The following is an 18,810-nucleotide window of genomic DNA, read 5'->3' as shown; positions in this document are numbered from 1 at the left end:
TCCATTCCCTTTTTCTTTTAATTTATTTTATAGTAATTGTTTTTTCGTTAATAGCATAGCTTACTTTATCACTATTGTCAGTAATCATAGATAAAATTTCTTCTATATGTTGTGATTTCTTAAAAACACCATTAAATTTTATCTTCTTTTTATCTTTGTTTGTAAAAATAACATCTATATTATACCATCTAGAAAGTACAGTCATAACTTCATCTAATTGCTTATTTTCAAAACTAAAGAGACCTGCTCTCCAAGATATTTCATTGTACACATCAACGGTTTCAATTTTAAGCTCATCAGTACTTAAATTAACAATAGCTTGTTGATTCGGACTTAGTGTTTTTTGGTTTTTCTTGGTTTCTATAGCTATTTTCCCCTCCACTAAAGTGGTATAAATATGCACCTCGTCCGAATAAGCTTTTATATTAAATTGTGTACCAAGTACTTTAACTTCTTGTTCTTTATGAAATACCTTAAAACTTGATCCATTATGTTCTATACTTTTTGACACATCAAAATACGCTTCACCATATACCAATTCAACCTGACGTGGTTCTCCTTCAACAAAAGCAATAGGATATTTTAACTGAGATTCTGAATTTAACCAAACCTGTGTTCCATCTGATAATTTTATAAAGAACTCTCCTCCTCTTGGAATGGTTAAATAGTTATAGGTTATTTCTTCATTTGAATTAGCATTTTTAGTGTTAGTATATAACAGTTCTTCACCATTACTACTAACTTTTTCATTCTTATATTTTTCCCCTTTATTTAATCTTATTTGGTTACCATTCTCTAAAGTTAATATTGCCTTACTAGATCCAACGTTAATCTTTTTTTCTACTTCAGAAATTTCTTTCATAATTATACTATGGTTGTAAAATTTATATAAAGAAAAACCAATTATTAAAGTAATTGAAGCCGCAATTGACATTCTTTTTAAAAGCGTTAATCTATTCCTTCTCTTTACATTATTAAGCTTTAATCTAATTTGTTCCTTAGCTTTATTTATGTCATATTCACCCATACCTAATGCTGTTAGAAATTCAACTTGAACAAAACGATTAAATAAAAAAGTATTTTCCTTTTTATCCAACCATTTATCCAACTTTTCCAAATCATCAATATTTGCCTCTTTATTAAGAAACTTAACAATTATTTTTTGAATTTCAGATGCTCTCATATTATTATAGTATATTAAGTAATACGTGAAAATTTTTAATACCCCTCTAAAATATTGTAACTTTTTTTATTAGATTAGCTAAAATTTACAAATAAAATTATACTAATTTGAATTTTAATAATAATTTATTTCTGATACAAGAATTAAAAAATGGCAATGACAAAGCTTTTAATTTTTTAATGGAGACATACTATAAAAACCTTTGTGGCTATGCCTATACTTTAACCAATGATAAAGCTTTTTCCGAAGATATTGTTCAAAATGTATTTGTTTCAATTTGGACCAATAAAAATAATCTAAAACCAAATTTTTCAATTAAAAGTTATTTATTTAGATCCGTTTATAATGAGTTTATTGATCAATATAGAAAAAATAAACCTGTTATCAACTTAGAAAAAAAATATCTTGAAGCTTTAGACATCGTTGTTGAAAAAAGTGATGGTGAAATAAATGAATTAATAGACTTGGTTAATAAAGAGATAAATAAGTTACCTTCAAAATGTAAACAAATATTTTTATTGAATAAAAAAGAAGGCTTAACACATATTGAAATTGCGGAGTATCTAAATATCTCAATAAAAACAATAGAAGGTCATATGACAAGAGCTTTCAAAATTCTTAGTAAAAAATTAGGGAAAGAGTTTAATTCAATATTTTTCTTATTATTTGATTTTAAAAAACAGGTGGATCTATCCAAAATTTCGTGTTTTTGAAAAATAATTTCAAAATTCATAGGTTAAAATATTACTGTTATAGCCTATTAGGAAAACAAATAAACAATTGATTGTAGATTTACCCCATTTAAAACGTGTTTTTTACCATTTTTACTAATATTCTATGCTGCCAAAATATTGACTTTAAAGCCGCACCATAATTAGAAAACACCTTTTTGTTTCGGGTAGTTTAAAAAGATGTTAAATTATCTCAATTTATCTCCCAAAATTGTACAACGGAAAAATACTTGTAAGACCAATTTTGTTTGAATATTTCGAGTCCTTATAATGCTTTGATATTGTCCGCTTAATAAATACTTTTTAATATCTAAAATTAATTGTTGTACATAATTTATTTTCTATAAGTTTTATCAACTATACTATTAATATTAAAAGCGGTTATTATTAAAAATAACCGGAAAACAATACTTTTGTTAAATATTGTTTTCCGGTTAAAGTACAGGGTTAAAAAGTGATTAAAACTATTTATTTTTTTCGAACTTAAAGCTATACTCTTTAGAATATGTGTGTTCTTTATCCATAATTTCAGAAATCTTTTTAACAATTTCTGGGTTTTTATCTGCAACATTATTTTGCTCTCCAATATCGTTCGTTAAATTATAGAGTTCTATTGTTGCATTAGGGTTATCGCTCATTTTTAATCGAACACCTTTCCAATTGTCAAGTCTAACAGCCTGTCTTCCTCCGCGCTCTAAAAATTCCCAATATAAATACTCATGGCTTTCTTGTTCTTTTTCTAATAATTCTGGTAAAAATGAAATTCCATCAATATTTTCAGGTGTACTAACCTCTGCAATTTCACAAGCTGTAGGTAAAAAATCCCAAAAAGCAGACATATGATTTGAAATAGTATTTGCTTTTATTTTACCAGGCCAAGTTGCAATCATTGGAACACGAATACCACCTTCATATAAATCGCGTTTAAATCCTCTTAAATCTCCATTACTATTAAAATAAATTGGATCTGCACCACCTTCTTTATGCGGACCATTATCTGAAGTAAATATTATAATAGTATTATCTGCAATACCAAGGTCTTCAATTTTTTTTCTAATTTCACCAACCTGCTTATCTAAAAGGTATACCATAGCTGCAAAAGCTGTGTGTGGCTCGTCTTGAGAAGCATAACCTCCCATTTTATAGCTTTTATCTCCATAATCTTTACCTTTATATTTATTTTCAGGCAATAATTTACCTCTAAACATTTCCATATAAACTTCAGGAGCAACAAGTTCTGCGTGTGGAATTATTGAAGGGTAATACATAAAAAAAGTAGTATCCTTATTTTTTTCGATGAATGAAAGTGCTTGTTCATGAATAATTTCAGGCGCATAATCTTCAGTTTTATCTCCACTATTACCTTCTAACATTACTTTCGTTTGGTTATGCCATAAATTATATGGGTGGTAATTATGTCCAATCAATTGCCAGTTGTAACCATAAAACTCATCAAAACCTTGATTGTTTGGATCTCCTTCTGAACCAGGATAACCTAATCCCCATTTACCAAAAGCACCCGTAACATAGCCTGCTGTTTTTAAAAGTTCAGCAACTGTTACTTCTGAATCCTCTATAGGAAAATCACCTTCATGTTCTGTTCCTTTATTTCCACGAATAAAGGTGTTTCCTGTATGTTGACCAGTCATTAAAGTAGATCTAGAGGGTGCACAAACTGTTGAACCAGCATAATGATCTGTAAAAAACATACCATCTTTAGCAAGTTTATCTATGTTTGGTGTAGAGAATTTTTTTTGACCATTAAAACTGATATCACCATAACCTAAATCATCTGCTAATATGTAGATAATATTAGGTTTTATTTCTGTTTGGGTTTCTTTACTTATAGTTTTTTGCTTATTTCCACAACCTAAAATAGCTAAAAGTAAAATAAAATATATCAGTTTTGTTTTTAATTTATTAAAATATTTTTCCATATAAAGTCACTAATTATTAATTCATTTTATAGTTAATTTTCAACAAGTATATTCCTGTTAAAGTATTTTTTATTCAATTGTAATTGTAGTTGAAACTGGTTGTAACCAAGGGCTTTTAAAATTAACTTTAACCGTACCTTTTTCTCCATTTGTTTTAATATGAGCCAAAATATGTCCGTGAAATACACGTTGTACATTGTCTGTATAATCTGTCATATCTGAATTATTTCCAGCTTCAAGACCTAAAAGTGTAGCCGGACCTTCTATAGTACATTTTACTTCATTATCACTTAACATAACAGGTAATCCATCTTTATCTACTACACGAACATTAATTTGAGCTACGCCATTTTCTGAATCAATAGTTATATTATTTTGATCAACTACAAGTGCGTAAGGTTGTTGAGATTGTATAATTGCATAACGACTTTCTTCTTTATTGTTAGCATTTAAACCAACAGCTTCTAATTTTCCTTTTTCAAAAGGAATATCCCAATAAATAATACCCGTTTCTTCATCGTATTTTTTCTCTTCACCAACAATTTTTCCATTTAATTCTAAACGTGCTTTTGCTGCATTGGTATAACAAGCAACTCTAATCATTTTTCCTTCTTCATAGTTCCATAAAGGCCAAGCATCCATAGAAATATGATTTTTATTTTTAGGAATATACGTTCCAATATATATCATAGGTTCTGCAGACCAGAGTGATTGACGGAAATAACCTTTTGGTTTTATTTCTCCAGAAAAATCTACTAATCCTGAATAAAATCCTCTAGAAGGCCATTTTCCAGATTCACCCAAATAATCTATACCTGTCCATAAAAACTGTCCAAAAATATGTTCATTATTTTTTACAGCTAACCAAGCATCAATATCATGGCGATTTTCACTTCCGTAAATAACTCTATTAGGATATTTTTTATGATCTGAATGGTATTTACTTTCTGTATAATTATAACCTGCAATACCTAAAGCACTTGGATATGCAGTTTTATTAGACATTGCAACTCCTGCAAGACCAGCAGTTGTAGGTCTAGATGTATCATATTTTTCAACCGCAGCTACTAAACGTTTTGCTATGGCACCAAGACGCATAGCATCTGGAGCATCTTTTTGATAACCTCCGTAAGTTGCTTGTGAAAATCCAGTATCTCCTCCTCCATCTAAAACCGGATGAGAATATGGATCATTTGGATAATCTACTTCATTACCAATACTCCAAGCAAAAACAGATAAGTGATTTCTATCACGACGTACAAAATCTTCTAAATCTTTCTCAGCCCAATCTTCAAAATAATCATAACTACCTTCAAACCCTGGAGTGCCTTTATTCCACCCTACTAACCATTTACGTTTAGGAAATTCCCATTCATCATAAGCTTCATTTAATACAAGTAAACCTAATTCATCACATAATTTATAAAAATCAGGTGCTTGCGGGTTATGACTTGTACGTATTGCATTTACACCTATTTTTTTAAGTGTTTTTAATCTCTTTTCCCAAACATCTTTATACATTGCAGATCCTAAAACACCTGAATCATGATGCAAGCAAACTCCTTTCATTTTCATCCATTTTCCATTTAGGGCAAAACCTTTATCAGGATCAAAAGTGAAACTTCTAAAACCTGTTTGAGTAATTGTTTGGTCTATTTGAACACCATTTTTAAAAACTGTTGTTCTTAAATTATATAGGTTTGGATTTTCCAAATCCCATAACTTAGCATTTTTCAGTTGTAATTTAGTTGTAATTTTATTTGAATTATTTGGTGTAATTACTACTCTATTATACGTTTTTGAAACTACTTTACCATTTAAATCTAATAATTCATTTTTAACCTTTAAATTTACTTTTGAAGCAGTTTCATTTTCTAAAGCAACTTCAATATTTAAAATTCCTGTGGTTTTATTTAACTCTGGATGTGCAAAAACCCCCCATTGTGCTATATGTATCGGGTTGGCATATACCAACCAAACATTTCTATAAATTCCTGATCCGGTATACCAACGAGAGTCTGCACTTTTACTATGATCTACACGAACTGCAATAGTATTTTCTTCTCCATATTTTACAAAAGAAGTAGCGTCATAAGCAAAAGAAATATATCCGTTTGGTCGTTTCCCTAAAGAATGACCGTTAATAAAAACCTCACTCCTATTGTATACACCTTCAAAATATAAATATACTTTTTCACCTTGCTTACTTTCTGGAATATTTATTGCTTTTCTGTACCAGCCAATTCCACCTGGTAAAAAACCTGTACAACTTGCCAAAGTAGGACTTAGTTGTTCTTTTACACTCCAATCATGAGGTACATTAACAGTTTGCCAATCGGTATTTTGATAAGAGGCATTTTTAGCCTCTGGAATATCTTGAAGTATAAACTTCCAATTATCATTAATTTTTTGAGCATCTCCAAATGATATCTGACTAAAAGCAGATAAATTGGCTAAAATAAAAGTTACTACTATGAGTTTTTTAATAGACATTGTATATAATTTTTGTTATTTATTCAATTACTAATGATAGCTAAAACCTATATTTTTTTATGTTATATTGAAAAGTTATTCGTGATAAAAACATCTTAAAAAAAATAGTTTATTCATCATTTTTAAAAATTTGGTTTAGAAATTTTAATAGGATAAAGTTAACTATATCTAATACTTTATGGGGCTTAAAATTTGCTCAAATAGGAGGTACTATTTGCTCAAATTTTTAATTATAGCTTAAAAATTAACGGTATTAAATTATATGTACAAGTAGGTTTAGAAATTTAAAAAATCTAATATTTACTCAAAATGTAATCTCATTTAATTATAGTGTAAATTGGTTTTATTTGATCACAAAATTTTTTTTGCACTAAATACCCCCATTAATTTCACTATTTAACCTCCATTTTTCATTATATGTTCAATATTTTTGTTAGAATATATATTTTAACATTAAAGTGTCGATCAAATTTTAAAGTAATAAAAGTGGTATGAATTGTACTATAAAAATAATATGCTTATATTCTCTATTGCTTACAATAGGTGGTTGCACTATAAAAAAACAAAACACAAAAACTACTGAAACTAAAAAACCTAATATTATCTACATATTGGCCGACGATTTAGGTTATGGTGATATCAGTTTTAATGGTCAAGAAAAATTCTCTACACCAAACATAGATAAATTGGCTAAAGATGGTATGTTTTTTACAGATCATTATGCTGGTTCAACAGTTTGTGCACCTTCTCGTTCAGCTTTAATGACAGGGCAACATACTGGAAATACTTTTATTCGTGGAAATAAAAAAGTAACCTCTGAAGGACAATTACCTATCAAATCATCTATTGTAACTGTTCCTGAACTTTTAAAATCTGCTGGTTATGTTACGGGTGCTTTTGGTAAATGGGGATTAGGTTATCCAGGTTCAGAAGGAGATCCAAACAATCAAGGTTTCGATGAGTTTTATGGTTACAATTGTCAAAGAATTGCACATAATTATTATCCATATCATTTATGGCATAACCAAACTAAAGTAATGTTAGAGGGTAATAGCGGAGATAAAACTGAAGATTATGCGCCTGAATTTATTCATGAACAAGCCCTTTCTTTCATCGAAAAAAATAAAGATTCTACCTTTTTCTTATACTACCCAACAACAATACCACATGCCGAACTTCTTTTACCTGAAAAGTACATTACTAAATATAGAGGCAAGCTTTTACCTGAAAAAAAATTTAATGGAGTAGATGATGGAGAATTTTACAAAAATGGTGGGTATGGCTCTCAAAAAGAAACACATGCTGCTTTTGCTGCTATGATATATCTTTTAGATAAACAAGTAGGTGAAATTAGAAAAAAAATTGAAGACCTTGGTATTGCAGATAATACTATTATAATATTTACTTCAGATAATGGTCCGCATAAAGAAGGTGGTGCAGATCCAATTTATTTTAATAGTAATGGAGATTTAAGAGGATTTAAACGCGATTTATATGAAGGTGGAATTCGTGTTCCAATGATTGCAACTTGGCCTGGTAAAATAAAAGCAAATACAACTTCAAATCATATGTCTGCTTTTTGGGATTTTTTACCTACCGCTTGTGAAATTGCAGAGATTAGTACACCTGAAAATATTGATGGAATTTCATTTTTACCAGAATTAATGGATAAACAACAAAATACACATGAGTATTTATATTGGGAGTTTCATGAACAAAAAGGAAAACAAGCTGTTAGATTAGGTGATTGGAAAGGAATTCGATTAAAAATGAGCGATAATCCAAATGCACCTATAGAACTTTACAATATTTCTAAAGATATTAAAGAAGAGCATAATATTGCTACTAAACATCCGGATATTGTGAAAAAAATTATTAAAATTATGGATAATGAACACAACTTATCTGAAGAATTTAGTTTTAAATTTGAAAATTAACCAATATAAATATATATAAATGACAAAGTATTCAATTCAATTTAGTACACTACTGTTAATATCGATAGTTGTAACTCTTTTTTCTTGTGTAGAAAATAAAAAAGAAAAGCCTATGTACACAGCCGAAAAATGGGAAAACCCTGAATGGGAAAATCCTGAGATATTTCAAATTAATAGAGAACAACCAACTGCTGCTTTTTATAGATATAAAAACTCTGAATTAGCTTTAAAAAATGAAAGTTGGGAAAATTCTTCTTTATATAAATCTTTAAACGGAACTTGGAATTTCTATTACGCAGATAGCGTACAAGCAAGACCAACAGATTTTTATAAAGCTGGTTTTGATATAACAGGTTGGGATACTATTAGTGTTCCTTCAAATTGGGAATTAAAAGGGTTTGGAATACCCGTTTATACAAATGTAAAATATATGTTTCCTGCAAATCCACCATACATTCCACACAATATAAATAATAATGGTAGTTATTTAAAAGAATTTGAAATTTCTGAAGATTGGGACGGAAAAGATATTTATTTACATTTTGCTGGTGTTAGTGGCGCTATGTATGTTTGGCTAAATGGAGAAATGGTTGGTTATAATGAAGGAAGTAAAACTCCTGCAGAATTTAAAGTTACAGACCTTATTAAAAAAGGTACTAACAAATTAGCCGTACAAGTTTTACGTTGGTCTGATGCAAGTTATATGGAAGATCAAGACTTTTGGAGACTTAGCGGAATTGAAAGAGATGTATATTTATATGCAACAAATAAAATTACTTTAAGAGATTTTAAAGTAACTGCAGATTTAGAAAATAACTATAAAGATGGTGTTTTTAATCTTTCTTTAAAGGTTAATAATAACACTCCAAAAACTTCTAAAAAAGAAGTGGTTGTAAAACTTTTAGATGGTGATAAAGTAGTTTATAATGAAACTAAAGAAGTCAACCTAAAAACAGGGCAAAATACTATTGATTTCGCAAAAAACATTGTGAATGTTAAAACTTGGAATGCAGAACATCCAAATTTATATACTTTACTTTTAAGTGTTAATAATGAAACAACAAGTATAAAAGTAGGATTTAGAAATATTGCTATAAAAAACAATCAGTTTTTAGTAAACGGAAAACCTGTTTTATTAAAAGGTGTTAACTTACATGACCACAGTGACACTGAAGGACATGTTGTTTCAGAAGCATTAACTTTAAAAGATTTAGAAGTAATGAAACAAAACAACGTAAACGCTATTCGTTGTAGCCATTACCCTAAAAATACACACTTTTATAGACTCTGTGATGAATATGGTTTTTATGTAATTGATGAAGCCAATATTGAAACACATGGTATGGGCGCAACTAACCAAGGTTTAAATAATAATAAGAAAAAACAAGCAGTACATCCAGCATATTTACCTGAATGGAAAGAGGCACATTTAGATAGAACTATACGTATGTTTGAGCGCGATAAAAACCATGCATCAATTATAACTTGGTCTCTTGGTAATGAAGCTGGAAACGGAGATAATTTTGTAGCTACCTACAATTGGTTAAAAGAAAATGATTCAACTAGACCAACACAATATGAAGGTGCCACAAAATATGATAATACTGATATACAAGCACCAATGTATTGGTCTATAGAATCTATGATAAAATATGCCGAAAATAATCCTACACGTCCATTAATTCAATGTGAATATGCACATGCAATGGGGAATAGTGTTGGTAATCTTCAAGATTACTGGGATGTTATTGAAAAGTACGATATAATGCAAGGTGGTTTTATTTGGGACTGGGTAGACCAAGGTATTTTAACAACAAATGATAAAGGAGAGTCTTATTGGGCATACGGAGGAGATTTAGGAGGCCAAGATTTACAACACGATAAAAACTTCTGTTTAAACGGAGTTGTAAACCCTGATAGAACACCTCATCCTTCACTGTATGAAGTAAAAAAAGTATATCAATACATAAAATTTAAAGCTTCAAACTTAAAAAATGGAGAAATAGAAATTAAAAACATCTACGATTTTACCAACTTAAGTGAATTTGATTTTGAATGGAAATTATTAGAAAATGGTGTTGAAATTTCTAAAGGAAATATCCCTCAATTAGACATAGCTCCTTATGCTTCAAAAAAAGTAAGTATAAATTTACCTGCTTTAGAAAATAGTACTTCAGAATATCATTTAAACGTATATGCTAAAACTAAAAAAGCTACAGATTTAGTTCCTGAAGGATATGAAATTGCTTACGAACAATTTGAATTAACAGACGCTAAAACACCTAAATTTTTAACTGAAAGTAATAATGATATAAAAATTAGTAACGACGATACATCAATTTCAGTTACTGCAGATGCTTTTAATATCGCTTTTAGCAAAGAAACAGGAGCTATAAGTACTTTAGATTATGGGCAAGGAAATATAATTTTAGAAGGTGTAAAAGCTAATTTTTGGAGAGCAACTACAGATAATGATTTTGGTTTTAAAATGCCTAAAAAATTAGGTGTTTGGAAAGAAGCTTCTAAACAACAAAAACTAATTTCTATTGAAGAAAAACAAGATAGTAAAGGTCTAGTTTCTATTAAAACTGTTTTTGAATTAACCGCAGTAAAAGCAAATGCAACTATAAATTATACCATTAATAGTTTAGGAGAAATACTAGTAACTACTAATTTAGAGAATGTAGATTCTAAACTTCCAATGTTGCCAAAATTTGGAAACAATTTGATTATTAAAAATGAATTTAATCAAGTAAAATGGTTTGGTAAAGGTCCTTTTGAAAATTATCAAGATAGAAATACTGCGGCATTAGTTGGTCAGTATCAATCTAGTGTTGAAGAATTATATTATCCATACATACGCCCACAAGAAAACGGTAATAGAACAGAAACAAGATGGGTTTCTTTTATAAATAATGAAGGTAAAGGAATTAAAATTACTGGTATTAATAAAATAAACTTTAGTACACACCATCAATTAAATGATGATTTTGATGCTGGAGACTCTAAAAAACAACGTCATACTACAGATATTGTAAAAAGAGATTTGGTAAGTATTAATATCGATTATAAGCAAATGGGTGTTGGTGGTGATACTAGTTGGGGTAGAACAGCTCATAAACAATACCAAATAAAACCTTCAAATTTATCGTACAGTTATACCATAAAACCAATACAGTAATTTTTTTTAAATATTCTTTTAATTCACTGTGATTGCTAAATCACAGTGAATTTTAGTAATAAATTAAAGCTTAAAGCAATTAAAATATGAAAAATCATATATCAAAAAGCTCTATAAAACATATACTAGTTAAAACAATTTTACTGTTTGTATTAGGAATTTTTTTTAACAGCAATGCACAAAATAAAAATACTATTAAACCAAATATTTTATTTATTCTAACTGATGATGCTGGCTATCACGATTATGGTTTTCAAGGTTCCGAAGATTTTAAAACACCTCAAATAGATAGACTTGCAGCAACAGGAATATTTTGTACCAACGGGTATGTAAGTGCTTCTGTATGCGGTCCTTCAAGAGCTGGACTTCTTACAGGACGTTACCAACAACGTTTTGGATTTTTTATGAATCCTAAACAATATCAAAATTTACCTAAAAGCGAAACTACTATTGCAGATGCTATGCAAAAAGAAGGATATAGCACAGGTATTATAGGAAAATGGCATATGGGTTATCAAGAAAATTTTCACCCTAACGATCGAGGTTTCGATTATTTTTATGGATTTCTATCGGGAAGTAGAAGTTACTATCCTCAAAAGCAAGTTAAAGATAGCGCTGCAATTTATAGAAACAATCTTCGCCATAACCGTACCTTATTAAATGAATCTGAAATGGATTTTTATACAACAGACTTATTTACAGATAAAGCTATTGAATTTATGAATACTAGCGAAAAAGATAATAAACCTTTCTTTTTATATCTTTCGTACAATGCAATACACCATCCGCTAGAAACGGAGCCAGAAGATATGGAGCCTTATCAGCATCTTGAAGACCCAGTAAGACGTATTACTGGTGGTATGACAAATTCTTTAGATCGTAATTTTGGAAAACTTTTAAATTATCTTGAAGAAAAAGGACTACGTAAAAACACCCTTGTTGTGTGGGTTAATGATAACGGAGGACAAAGAACTCAAATGCATACCAATAACTGGCCTCTTAGAGGTTTTAAAGGCTCTGAACTAGAAGGAGGAAATCGTGTGCCATTTTTATTAAGTATGCCTGGTACATTAGCTGAAAATGCAAAATACAATGCTCCTGTTATTTCATTAGACTTGTTTCCAACATTTTTAAATTTAGCCGGTGGTAATCCAGCAAATAATCCAAAACCACTTGATGGAGTTGATTTAATTCCATATTTAAAAGGTGAAAATACAAATGAACCTCATGAAATACTTTTTTGGCAAAGAAATAATGCCGCTGTACGTAAAGGAGATTGGAAACTTTTAAAATATGTAAAAAAACAAAAAATTGAATTGTATAATTTAAAGAATGATATAGGAGAAAAAGTAAATCTTGCAGATAAAGAACCTGAAATAGTTAAAGAATTAGAAGCTTATTTAACCGATTGGCAATCTAAAAATGCTGAACGTATGAAATAAAATAAGAATAAAGTTTATAAAAATGTCTAGTCCTAAATAACCGATACAGATTATTAAAGGGTAAAAGTTAAAAATTAAAGCTGAATAATGACATCATTGTTCAGCTTTTTTGATTTGTATTGTTTTGGTTTAATTTTTTTTTGTGCGTGCATTTGTATTGGTGTTAGCATTTCGTTAGATAAATGAGGTCTTATATTGTTGTATATTTCTATTGCATTTTTGACCAGTTTCTTCTTTACTTTAAAATCTTGAATCTTCTGTGCTACACTAAATTCCTGTTTTAAAATTCCATTTATTCGCTCTGCAACTGCATTTTCATATGGATCATATTTTTCAGTCATACTAGGCTTAATCTCATTGTTTTCTAATAGTCTTTGATATTCATTCGAGCAATATTGCAACCCTCTATCAGAGTGATGTATTAATGGACTTTCTTTGTATTTTCTATTATTTATAGCCATTTCCAATGCCCTCAATGAACCATCCATTGATAAAGATTTTGACACATCATATCCTACAATCTTTTTAGAATAAGCATCTGTGATTAATGCCAGATACGAAGGGTTGGTTCTCGTTCCGATATATGTAATATCACTCACCCAAACTGATTCAGGCCCTTCTATATCCATTGAGCTGACAAGGTTTCTGTGCTTTCTAAATCTATGATGAGAGTCTGTAGTTATGTGGTAGCTTCTTTTAGGTATTATTAACATATGGTTAGCTTTTAGTATTCTAAACAATTTATCTCTTCCTACTTTTAATAGTGATAATTTATCCTTTAACAGAAAGTATAATTTCTTACCACCCAATCTTGGCATTAGCATCCGAATATCACGAACCAAAACGATAACTTTTTGTGCTACAGTTTGTTTATGAAGTCTTGATTTTATGGATCTATAGTAAACCTGTCTGTTTACCCCGAGCAAATCACAGGTAGAAACTAAAGTTTCTTTATATTCTTCTTTGAAGATGTTGATAAGTCGGGTGTGTAATTTTTTCTTATTTGAATATCATATTCCTTTTCTGCCATATCAACAAGCATATCGAAAATAATAACCTTTTTATCAGCACGTTCTGCTAGATGTTCAGCTCTAGCTTTCTGTTTTTCAAGGAGCTTTATTTTAGCTTCAAGCTCAAGTATTTTTTGTTCTGGAGTTTTTGACATCGTTTTTGGAACTTGGTTTTCCCAATCAAAGTTACCATATTTTTGCAACCATTTGGTTACTGTAGCGTCTCCCTGAATACCATATTTACGCTTGGCTTGGGTTTTTGTTAAAAATCCTTGTTCTACTTCTTCAACTAATTGAAGTTTAAAAGAAAGCGAGTAATCTTTTTGAGTTCGCTTTGCTGCACCTGATTTGTCTGATGTTTTCATTACACTTGTGTTTTAGTGTATCGCTATTTCAGGACGGGACAAAAAAAGTTTAAAAAAAGCTGTTTCAAAAATTTGAAACAGCTTTTTTTAAACTATGCTCTTTTTCTAGGATAGTATTTTTTACGTTTCGATTTATTAGAATTTCCTCCTTCTTTTGGATTGTGTTCTGCTCTTCGTTTTGCCTTTTTACGTTGGTTTTTTGAAGGTTTTGCTACTAATGGAATTTCTTCATTTTCATCTAAAGGAAAAGGATGATCTTCAATTAAAGGTATTTGTTGATTTATTAGTTTTTGAATATCTTTTAAATATGCTTTTTCTTCTTGATTACAAAAAGACAAGGCAACACCACTTGCTTTTGCACGTCCTGTTCTACCAATTCTATGTACATACGTTTCTGGAATATTTGGTAAATCGTAATTAATTACCATACTTAAGTCTTCAACATCAATACCTCTTGCAGCAATATCTGTAGCAATTAAAATATTTAATTCTCCTTTTTTAAAGTTTCCTAAAGCTCTTTGGCGTGCTCCTTGAGATTTATTTCCGTGTATAGCAGCAGACTTAATTTGCGATTTTCCTAAAACACGTACAATTTTATCGGCTCCGTGTTTTGTTCTAGAAAATACTAAAATTGATGCTTCTGGATTTTCTTCAATTAAATGAATTAATAGCTTAGTTTTATTAGGTTTACTAACAAAATAAACGGATTGTGCTACCTTTTCTGCAGTTGCTTGTTTTGGTTTTATGGTAACTCTTTCATAATTATTTAAAATTTTACTAGAAAGTTCTGCTATTGCAGGTGGCATAGTTGCAGAAAAGAAAAGCGATTGTCTTTTAAAAGGTAATTTTGCAATAATTTTTTTAATATCGTGTATAAAACCCATATCCAACATTTGGTCTGCTTCATCTAAAACAAAATATTTAATATCCTGTAAACTTATAAACCCTTGAGAAATTAAATCTAATAATCTTCCAGGAGTAGCCACTAAAATATCAGTTCCCCGTCTTAAAGCATCTGTTTGTCCACCTTGTTTTACACCTCCAAAAATAACTACATTTTTAAGTCCTGTGTATTTTCCATAAGAAGTAATACTTTCATTAATTTGTATGGCTAATTCTCTAGTTGGAGTTACTATTAACGATTTTATTTTTCGTTTTCCTTTAGTGTCTCCTTTGCTATTATATAAATGTTGTAAAATTGGTATTGTAAATGCTGCAGTTTTACCAGTACCTGTTTGTGCACAGCCTAGTAAATCTTTTCTATTTAATAATATTGGTATTGCTTGTTGTTGAATTGGGGTAGGGTGTGTATAACCTTCTTCTTGGAGCGCTTTTAATATCGGCTCTATAATTGCTAAATCTTTAAATGTCATATATTTATTTATAAGTTTGCAAAGGTACACTATTACTTTTTAACTAGTAATCGCTATAAAAAATAGCAATTCTATCGATTTCGTTAATTCTTTAGCAATCAGTAAATTTAAATAACATTAATTATTAAGTTTGCCACGTATTTTTAAAACTATATATGAGTTATCAATTAATTTGTACTGATATAGATGGTACATTGTTAAATAAAGACAGAGAATTATCTAAAACTACTATTAAACAAGTACAACGTGTAGCCCCAATTCCATTAGTATTAATTTCATCTAGAATGCCTAAAGGAATGCGTCATTTACAACAAGAATTTAAAAATGAAAACACGCCTTTAGTTGCTTATAACGGTGGTTTAATTTTAACTAATAACAAGGTTTTACATTCTACTTTTATTAAAAATAATGTATTGGCCGAAATAATTAACCAATGTACAAATACTTCCATACATTTAAGCTTATTTCATGCAGATGAATGGTATGTTCCTTCAATGGATTATTGGGCTAAAAGAGAAGAAAATAATACTAAAGTAACTCCAGTTATAAAATCGAATATAGACGTTTTAAATACTTGGAATAACGAAGGCAAAGGAGCACATAAAATAATGTGTATGGGCGATGCTTCTGAAATAGATACATTATATAAATCGTTAGAAAATAATTTTTCTAATGAAATTCTATTGTACCGCTCTAAAGATACATATATTGAAATATCTCATAAAGATATTTCTAAAAAAACAGCTATTGATGTTATTTTAAAGAATTGTTATCCAACACTTTCAATGGATAATGTAATTGCTTTTGGCGATAATTATAACGATATTGAAATGCTAAAAGCTGTTGGCTTAGGTGTAGCAGTTGCAAACGCAAATTATGAAGTATTAAAAGTAGCAGATGCAGTTACAGATACCAATAAAAATGATGGTGTTGCAAAAGCAATTAAAGAGTATTTTTAGTAATTGTTAATACAGTTTTTATATTTGTTATTCCTGTGAAAACAGGAATCCATACAGCATTAACATAGATTTCTGCCTGCGCAGGAATGACATTCTAATTTAATCAACTACTAAACCAAGTTATTAATTTTAGCATATTGTAATAAAATTACTGTTTTAGCATCGCAAATTTCACCTGTTTTAATTAAGTTAAGAGTTTCTTCAAAATTAAATTCTATCACTTCTATTTCTTCTGTTTCTTCTTCTAAACCTCCTCCTTCAGAAATTTTCATAGCATCATTATATTCTGCAATAAAATAATGTATTTTTTCTGTAACTGCACCTGGTGTAGAGTACAATTCAAATACTTTTGTAGGATTGTTAATTTTATAACCCGTTTCTTCTTCTGCTTCTTTTTTTATACACGTAAACGGATCGTCTTTATCTAATAAACCTGCGCAAACTTCAAGCATCATTCCATCTTCATTTTCATTTAAATAACTTGGCATTCTAAATTGCTTGGTTAAAATTACTGTTTTTTTTAATGGATTGTATAATAAAATACAAGCACCATCTCCTCTATCGTAACATTCTCTGCTCTGATTTTGCCAGATTCCATCTTTTGTTTTATAATCAAAATTTACTTTATCTAATTTATAATAATCGTTTGCTAAGTTTTTTACCGAATTTATTTTAACTCTTGAATTTTTCATAAAATTTAAAATACTTTATTTTATTATTAAAAAGTACATCAAAAATACATTTTATATTTTTTAAAAATTATTATTTTAAATTTAAAAAAAAGACTAAATAGACTCATTTATCTTAATAAAAATAGCGTTACATATTCGCCTACTTATAAATCTTGTATTTCCAATAAATTATGTTCAAAAAAAAGGTAAAATCTACCAATTTAATTATTGATTTTTAACTTGTATTAGAAAAAACAACTACCTAATTTTGTTAAATAAGTATTAATTTTTTTAGTAAAATTTAATTGAAATGGAAATAATTAAAAAGTCTCAATCGGGTTCTTTTGAATCTAGTGATATTATTATTTTAATTGAACCTGTTGAACCAAATTCTGGTAGAAATATAGATATTGATTCATCTGTAATGTTAGAATATGGCGCCACAATAAAAAAATTAATAAACTCTAAATTAGATAGTTATAAAATATCGGATATCCACTTAATTGCTAAAGATAAGGGTGCCTTAGAGTTAACAATTAATGCGCGCTTAGAAACAGCTATTAAACGAGCTTGTAATATTCAAAAAGCTACAATGGCTTAATTAAATTATTAAAAATAAGGTAATTTTAAAATAAATAACTTGTGAAGAAAAAAAGAAGAACCATGCTTTACATTCCTGGAAACAATCCAGCAATGTTGCAACAAGGAGGAATTTACGGCGCCGATAGTTTGTTATTAGACTTAGAAGATGCTGTAGCACTAAATCAGAAAGACGCAGCTCGTATTTTAGTACGAAATATGATTCAATCTAATAATTATTATAATGCTGAAATTTGTGTAAGAGTTAATCATATTGACACACCTTTTGGATTGGAAGATCTAGAAGAAATTGTACCACTTCAACCAGATGCAATCCGTTTTCCTAAAACTGAATCTGTTGAAGAATTAGCAAATTTAATTAAGATTATTGAAGACATTGAAGATAAGCATGGCTTACCTCATAATAAAATGACACTGCATTTAATGATTGAAACCGCTTTAGGTGTTCAAAACGTTTTTGATATTGCAAAATTTTCTAAACGTGTTGACGCTATAACCATTGGCGGACAAGATTTAACTGCAGATATGAATATTAAAAGCACCAAAGATGGTTCTGGAATTGATTTTGCCAGAAAAATGATTGTAATGGCGGCAAAAGCAAATAAAATTGATGTAATTGATACTGTTTTTGTTGATGTAAACGATGAAGAAGGATTGCGTTTAGAAACAGAATATGCCAAACAAATTGGTTTTACTGGTAAAGCAGTAATTAACCCAAGACAAATAGATATTATTCACGAAGTTTATATGCCAACAGACCAAGAAATTAGAAAAGCATATAGAATTATAAAAGAATTTAAGAAAAATAAAAAACTAGGCATTGGTGTTTTTGCCATTGATGGTAAAATGATTGATGCTCCAATTGTTACCAGAGCAACACACGTGTTAGAACTTGCCCAAATTAATTACAATACTATTTAAAAGATTT

Annotated in this window: 14 protein-coding genes; 7 read left to right on the top strand and 7 right to left on the bottom strand. The window is 29.3% G+C overall.

Annotated elements, in window-relative coordinates:
* Positions 1-22: 22 nt before the first annotated feature.
* Positions 23-1,183 (bottom strand): FecR family protein, encoded by a 1,161-nt coding sequence (locus tag MHL31_RS10795; RefSeq protein WP_240225963.1) that lies wholly within the window; start codon positions 1,181-1,183, stop codon positions 23-25.
* A 107-nt stretch (positions 1,184-1,290) separates the two neighbouring features.
* Between MHL31_RS10795 and MHL31_RS10790 the strand changes: the two genes are divergently transcribed.
* Positions 1,291-1,896 carry an RNA polymerase sigma factor gene (locus MHL31_RS10790; RefSeq protein ID WP_240225962.1) on the top strand — a complete coding sequence of 202 codons (606 nt, stop codon included), beginning with the start codon at positions 1,291-1,293 and terminating at the stop codon, positions 1,894-1,896.
* Between the two features lie 482 nt (positions 1,897-2,378).
* On the opposite strand, the gene MHL31_RS10785 is transcribed toward MHL31_RS10790, so the two are convergent.
* On the bottom strand, positions 2,379-3,851 hold the full coding sequence (locus MHL31_RS10785) for an arylsulfatase (protein WP_240225961.1): 1,473 nt from the start codon (positions 3,849-3,851) through the stop codon (positions 2,379-2,381).
* Positions 3,852-3,920: 69 nt separating this feature from the next.
* Positions 3,921-6,344 carry a sugar-binding domain-containing protein gene (locus MHL31_RS10780; RefSeq protein WP_240225960.1) on the bottom strand — a complete coding sequence of 808 codons (2,424 nt, stop codon included), beginning with the start codon at positions 6,342-6,344 and terminating at the stop codon, positions 3,921-3,923.
* 491 nt (positions 6,345-6,835) lie between these two features.
* Between MHL31_RS10780 and MHL31_RS10775 the strand changes: the two genes are divergently transcribed.
* The 3 genes from MHL31_RS10775 (at position 6,836) to MHL31_RS10765 (ending at position 12,904) form a co-directional block, all read left to right on the top strand.
* Positions 6,836-8,281, top strand: a complete 1,446-nt coding sequence (locus MHL31_RS10775; protein ID WP_240225959.1) for an arylsulfatase — start codon at positions 6,836-6,838, stop codon at positions 8,279-8,281.
* Between the two features lie 19 nt (positions 8,282-8,300).
* The gene (locus MHL31_RS10770) at positions 8,301-11,462 is read left to right on the top strand and encodes a glycoside hydrolase family 2 TIM barrel-domain containing protein (RefSeq protein ID WP_240225958.1); all 3,162 of its coding nucleotides are present in this window, start codon (positions 8,301-8,303) and stop codon (positions 11,460-11,462) included.
* Between the two features lie 86 nt (positions 11,463-11,548).
* Complete coding sequence (locus tag MHL31_RS10765; protein WP_240225957.1) at positions 11,549-12,904, top strand: sulfatase-like hydrolase/transferase; 1,356 nt, start codon at positions 11,549-11,551, stop codon at positions 12,902-12,904.
* A gap of 74 nt (positions 12,905-12,978) precedes the next feature.
* On the opposite strand, the gene MHL31_RS10760 is transcribed toward MHL31_RS10765, so the two are convergent.
* From MHL31_RS10760 to MHL31_RS10750, 3 genes are all read right to left on the bottom strand, one after another.
* Positions 12,979-13,830 carry an IS3 family transposase gene (locus MHL31_RS10760; protein ID WP_240225904.1) on the bottom strand — a complete coding sequence of 284 codons (852 nt, stop codon included), beginning with the start codon at positions 13,828-13,830 and terminating at the stop codon, positions 12,979-12,981.
* Between the two features lie 14 nt (positions 13,831-13,844).
* The gene (locus MHL31_RS10755) at positions 13,845-14,279 is read right to left on the bottom strand and encodes a hypothetical protein (RefSeq protein ID WP_240225903.1); all 435 of its coding nucleotides are present in this window, start codon (positions 14,277-14,279) and stop codon (positions 13,845-13,847) included.
* Between the two features lie 92 nt (positions 14,280-14,371).
* Complete coding sequence (locus MHL31_RS10750) at positions 14,372-15,652, bottom strand: DEAD/DEAH box helicase (protein ID WP_240225956.1); 1,281 nt, start codon at positions 15,650-15,652, stop codon at positions 14,372-14,374.
* A gap of 155 nt (positions 15,653-15,807) precedes the next feature.
* Here MHL31_RS10750 and MHL31_RS10745 point away from each other — a divergent pair, with 155 nt between their 5' ends.
* Positions 15,808-16,611: a Cof-type HAD-IIB family hydrolase gene (locus tag MHL31_RS10745; RefSeq protein WP_240225955.1), complete on the top strand. Its 804-nt coding sequence runs from the start codon at positions 15,808-15,810 to the stop codon at positions 16,609-16,611.
* A 110-nt stretch (positions 16,612-16,721) separates the two neighbouring features.
* Here MHL31_RS10745 and MHL31_RS10740 read toward each other — a convergent pair whose 3' ends face one another.
* Complete coding sequence (locus MHL31_RS10740) at positions 16,722-17,303, bottom strand: NUDIX domain-containing protein (RefSeq protein WP_240225954.1); 582 nt, start codon at positions 17,301-17,303, stop codon at positions 16,722-16,724.
* A gap of 289 nt (positions 17,304-17,592) precedes the next feature.
* On the opposite strand from MHL31_RS10740, the gene citD reads away from it, so the two are divergent.
* Positions 17,593-17,883 carry a citrate lyase acyl carrier protein gene (citD, locus tag MHL31_RS10735; RefSeq protein ID WP_240225953.1) on the top strand — a complete coding sequence of 97 codons (291 nt, stop codon included), beginning with the start codon at positions 17,593-17,595 and terminating at the stop codon, positions 17,881-17,883.
* A gap of 41 nt (positions 17,884-17,924) precedes the next feature.
* Complete coding sequence (locus MHL31_RS10730) at positions 17,925-18,803, top strand: CoA ester lyase (protein WP_240225952.1); 879 nt, start codon at positions 17,925-17,927, stop codon at positions 18,801-18,803.
* Positions 18,804-18,810: the final 7 nt, after the last annotated feature.

This window comes from Lutibacter sp. A80, from assembly GCF_022429645.1.
Taxonomy (GTDB): Bacteria; Bacteroidota; Bacteroidia; order Flavobacteriales; family Flavobacteriaceae; genus Lutibacter.
This window is presented reverse-complemented; position numbering and strand designations above follow the sequence as displayed.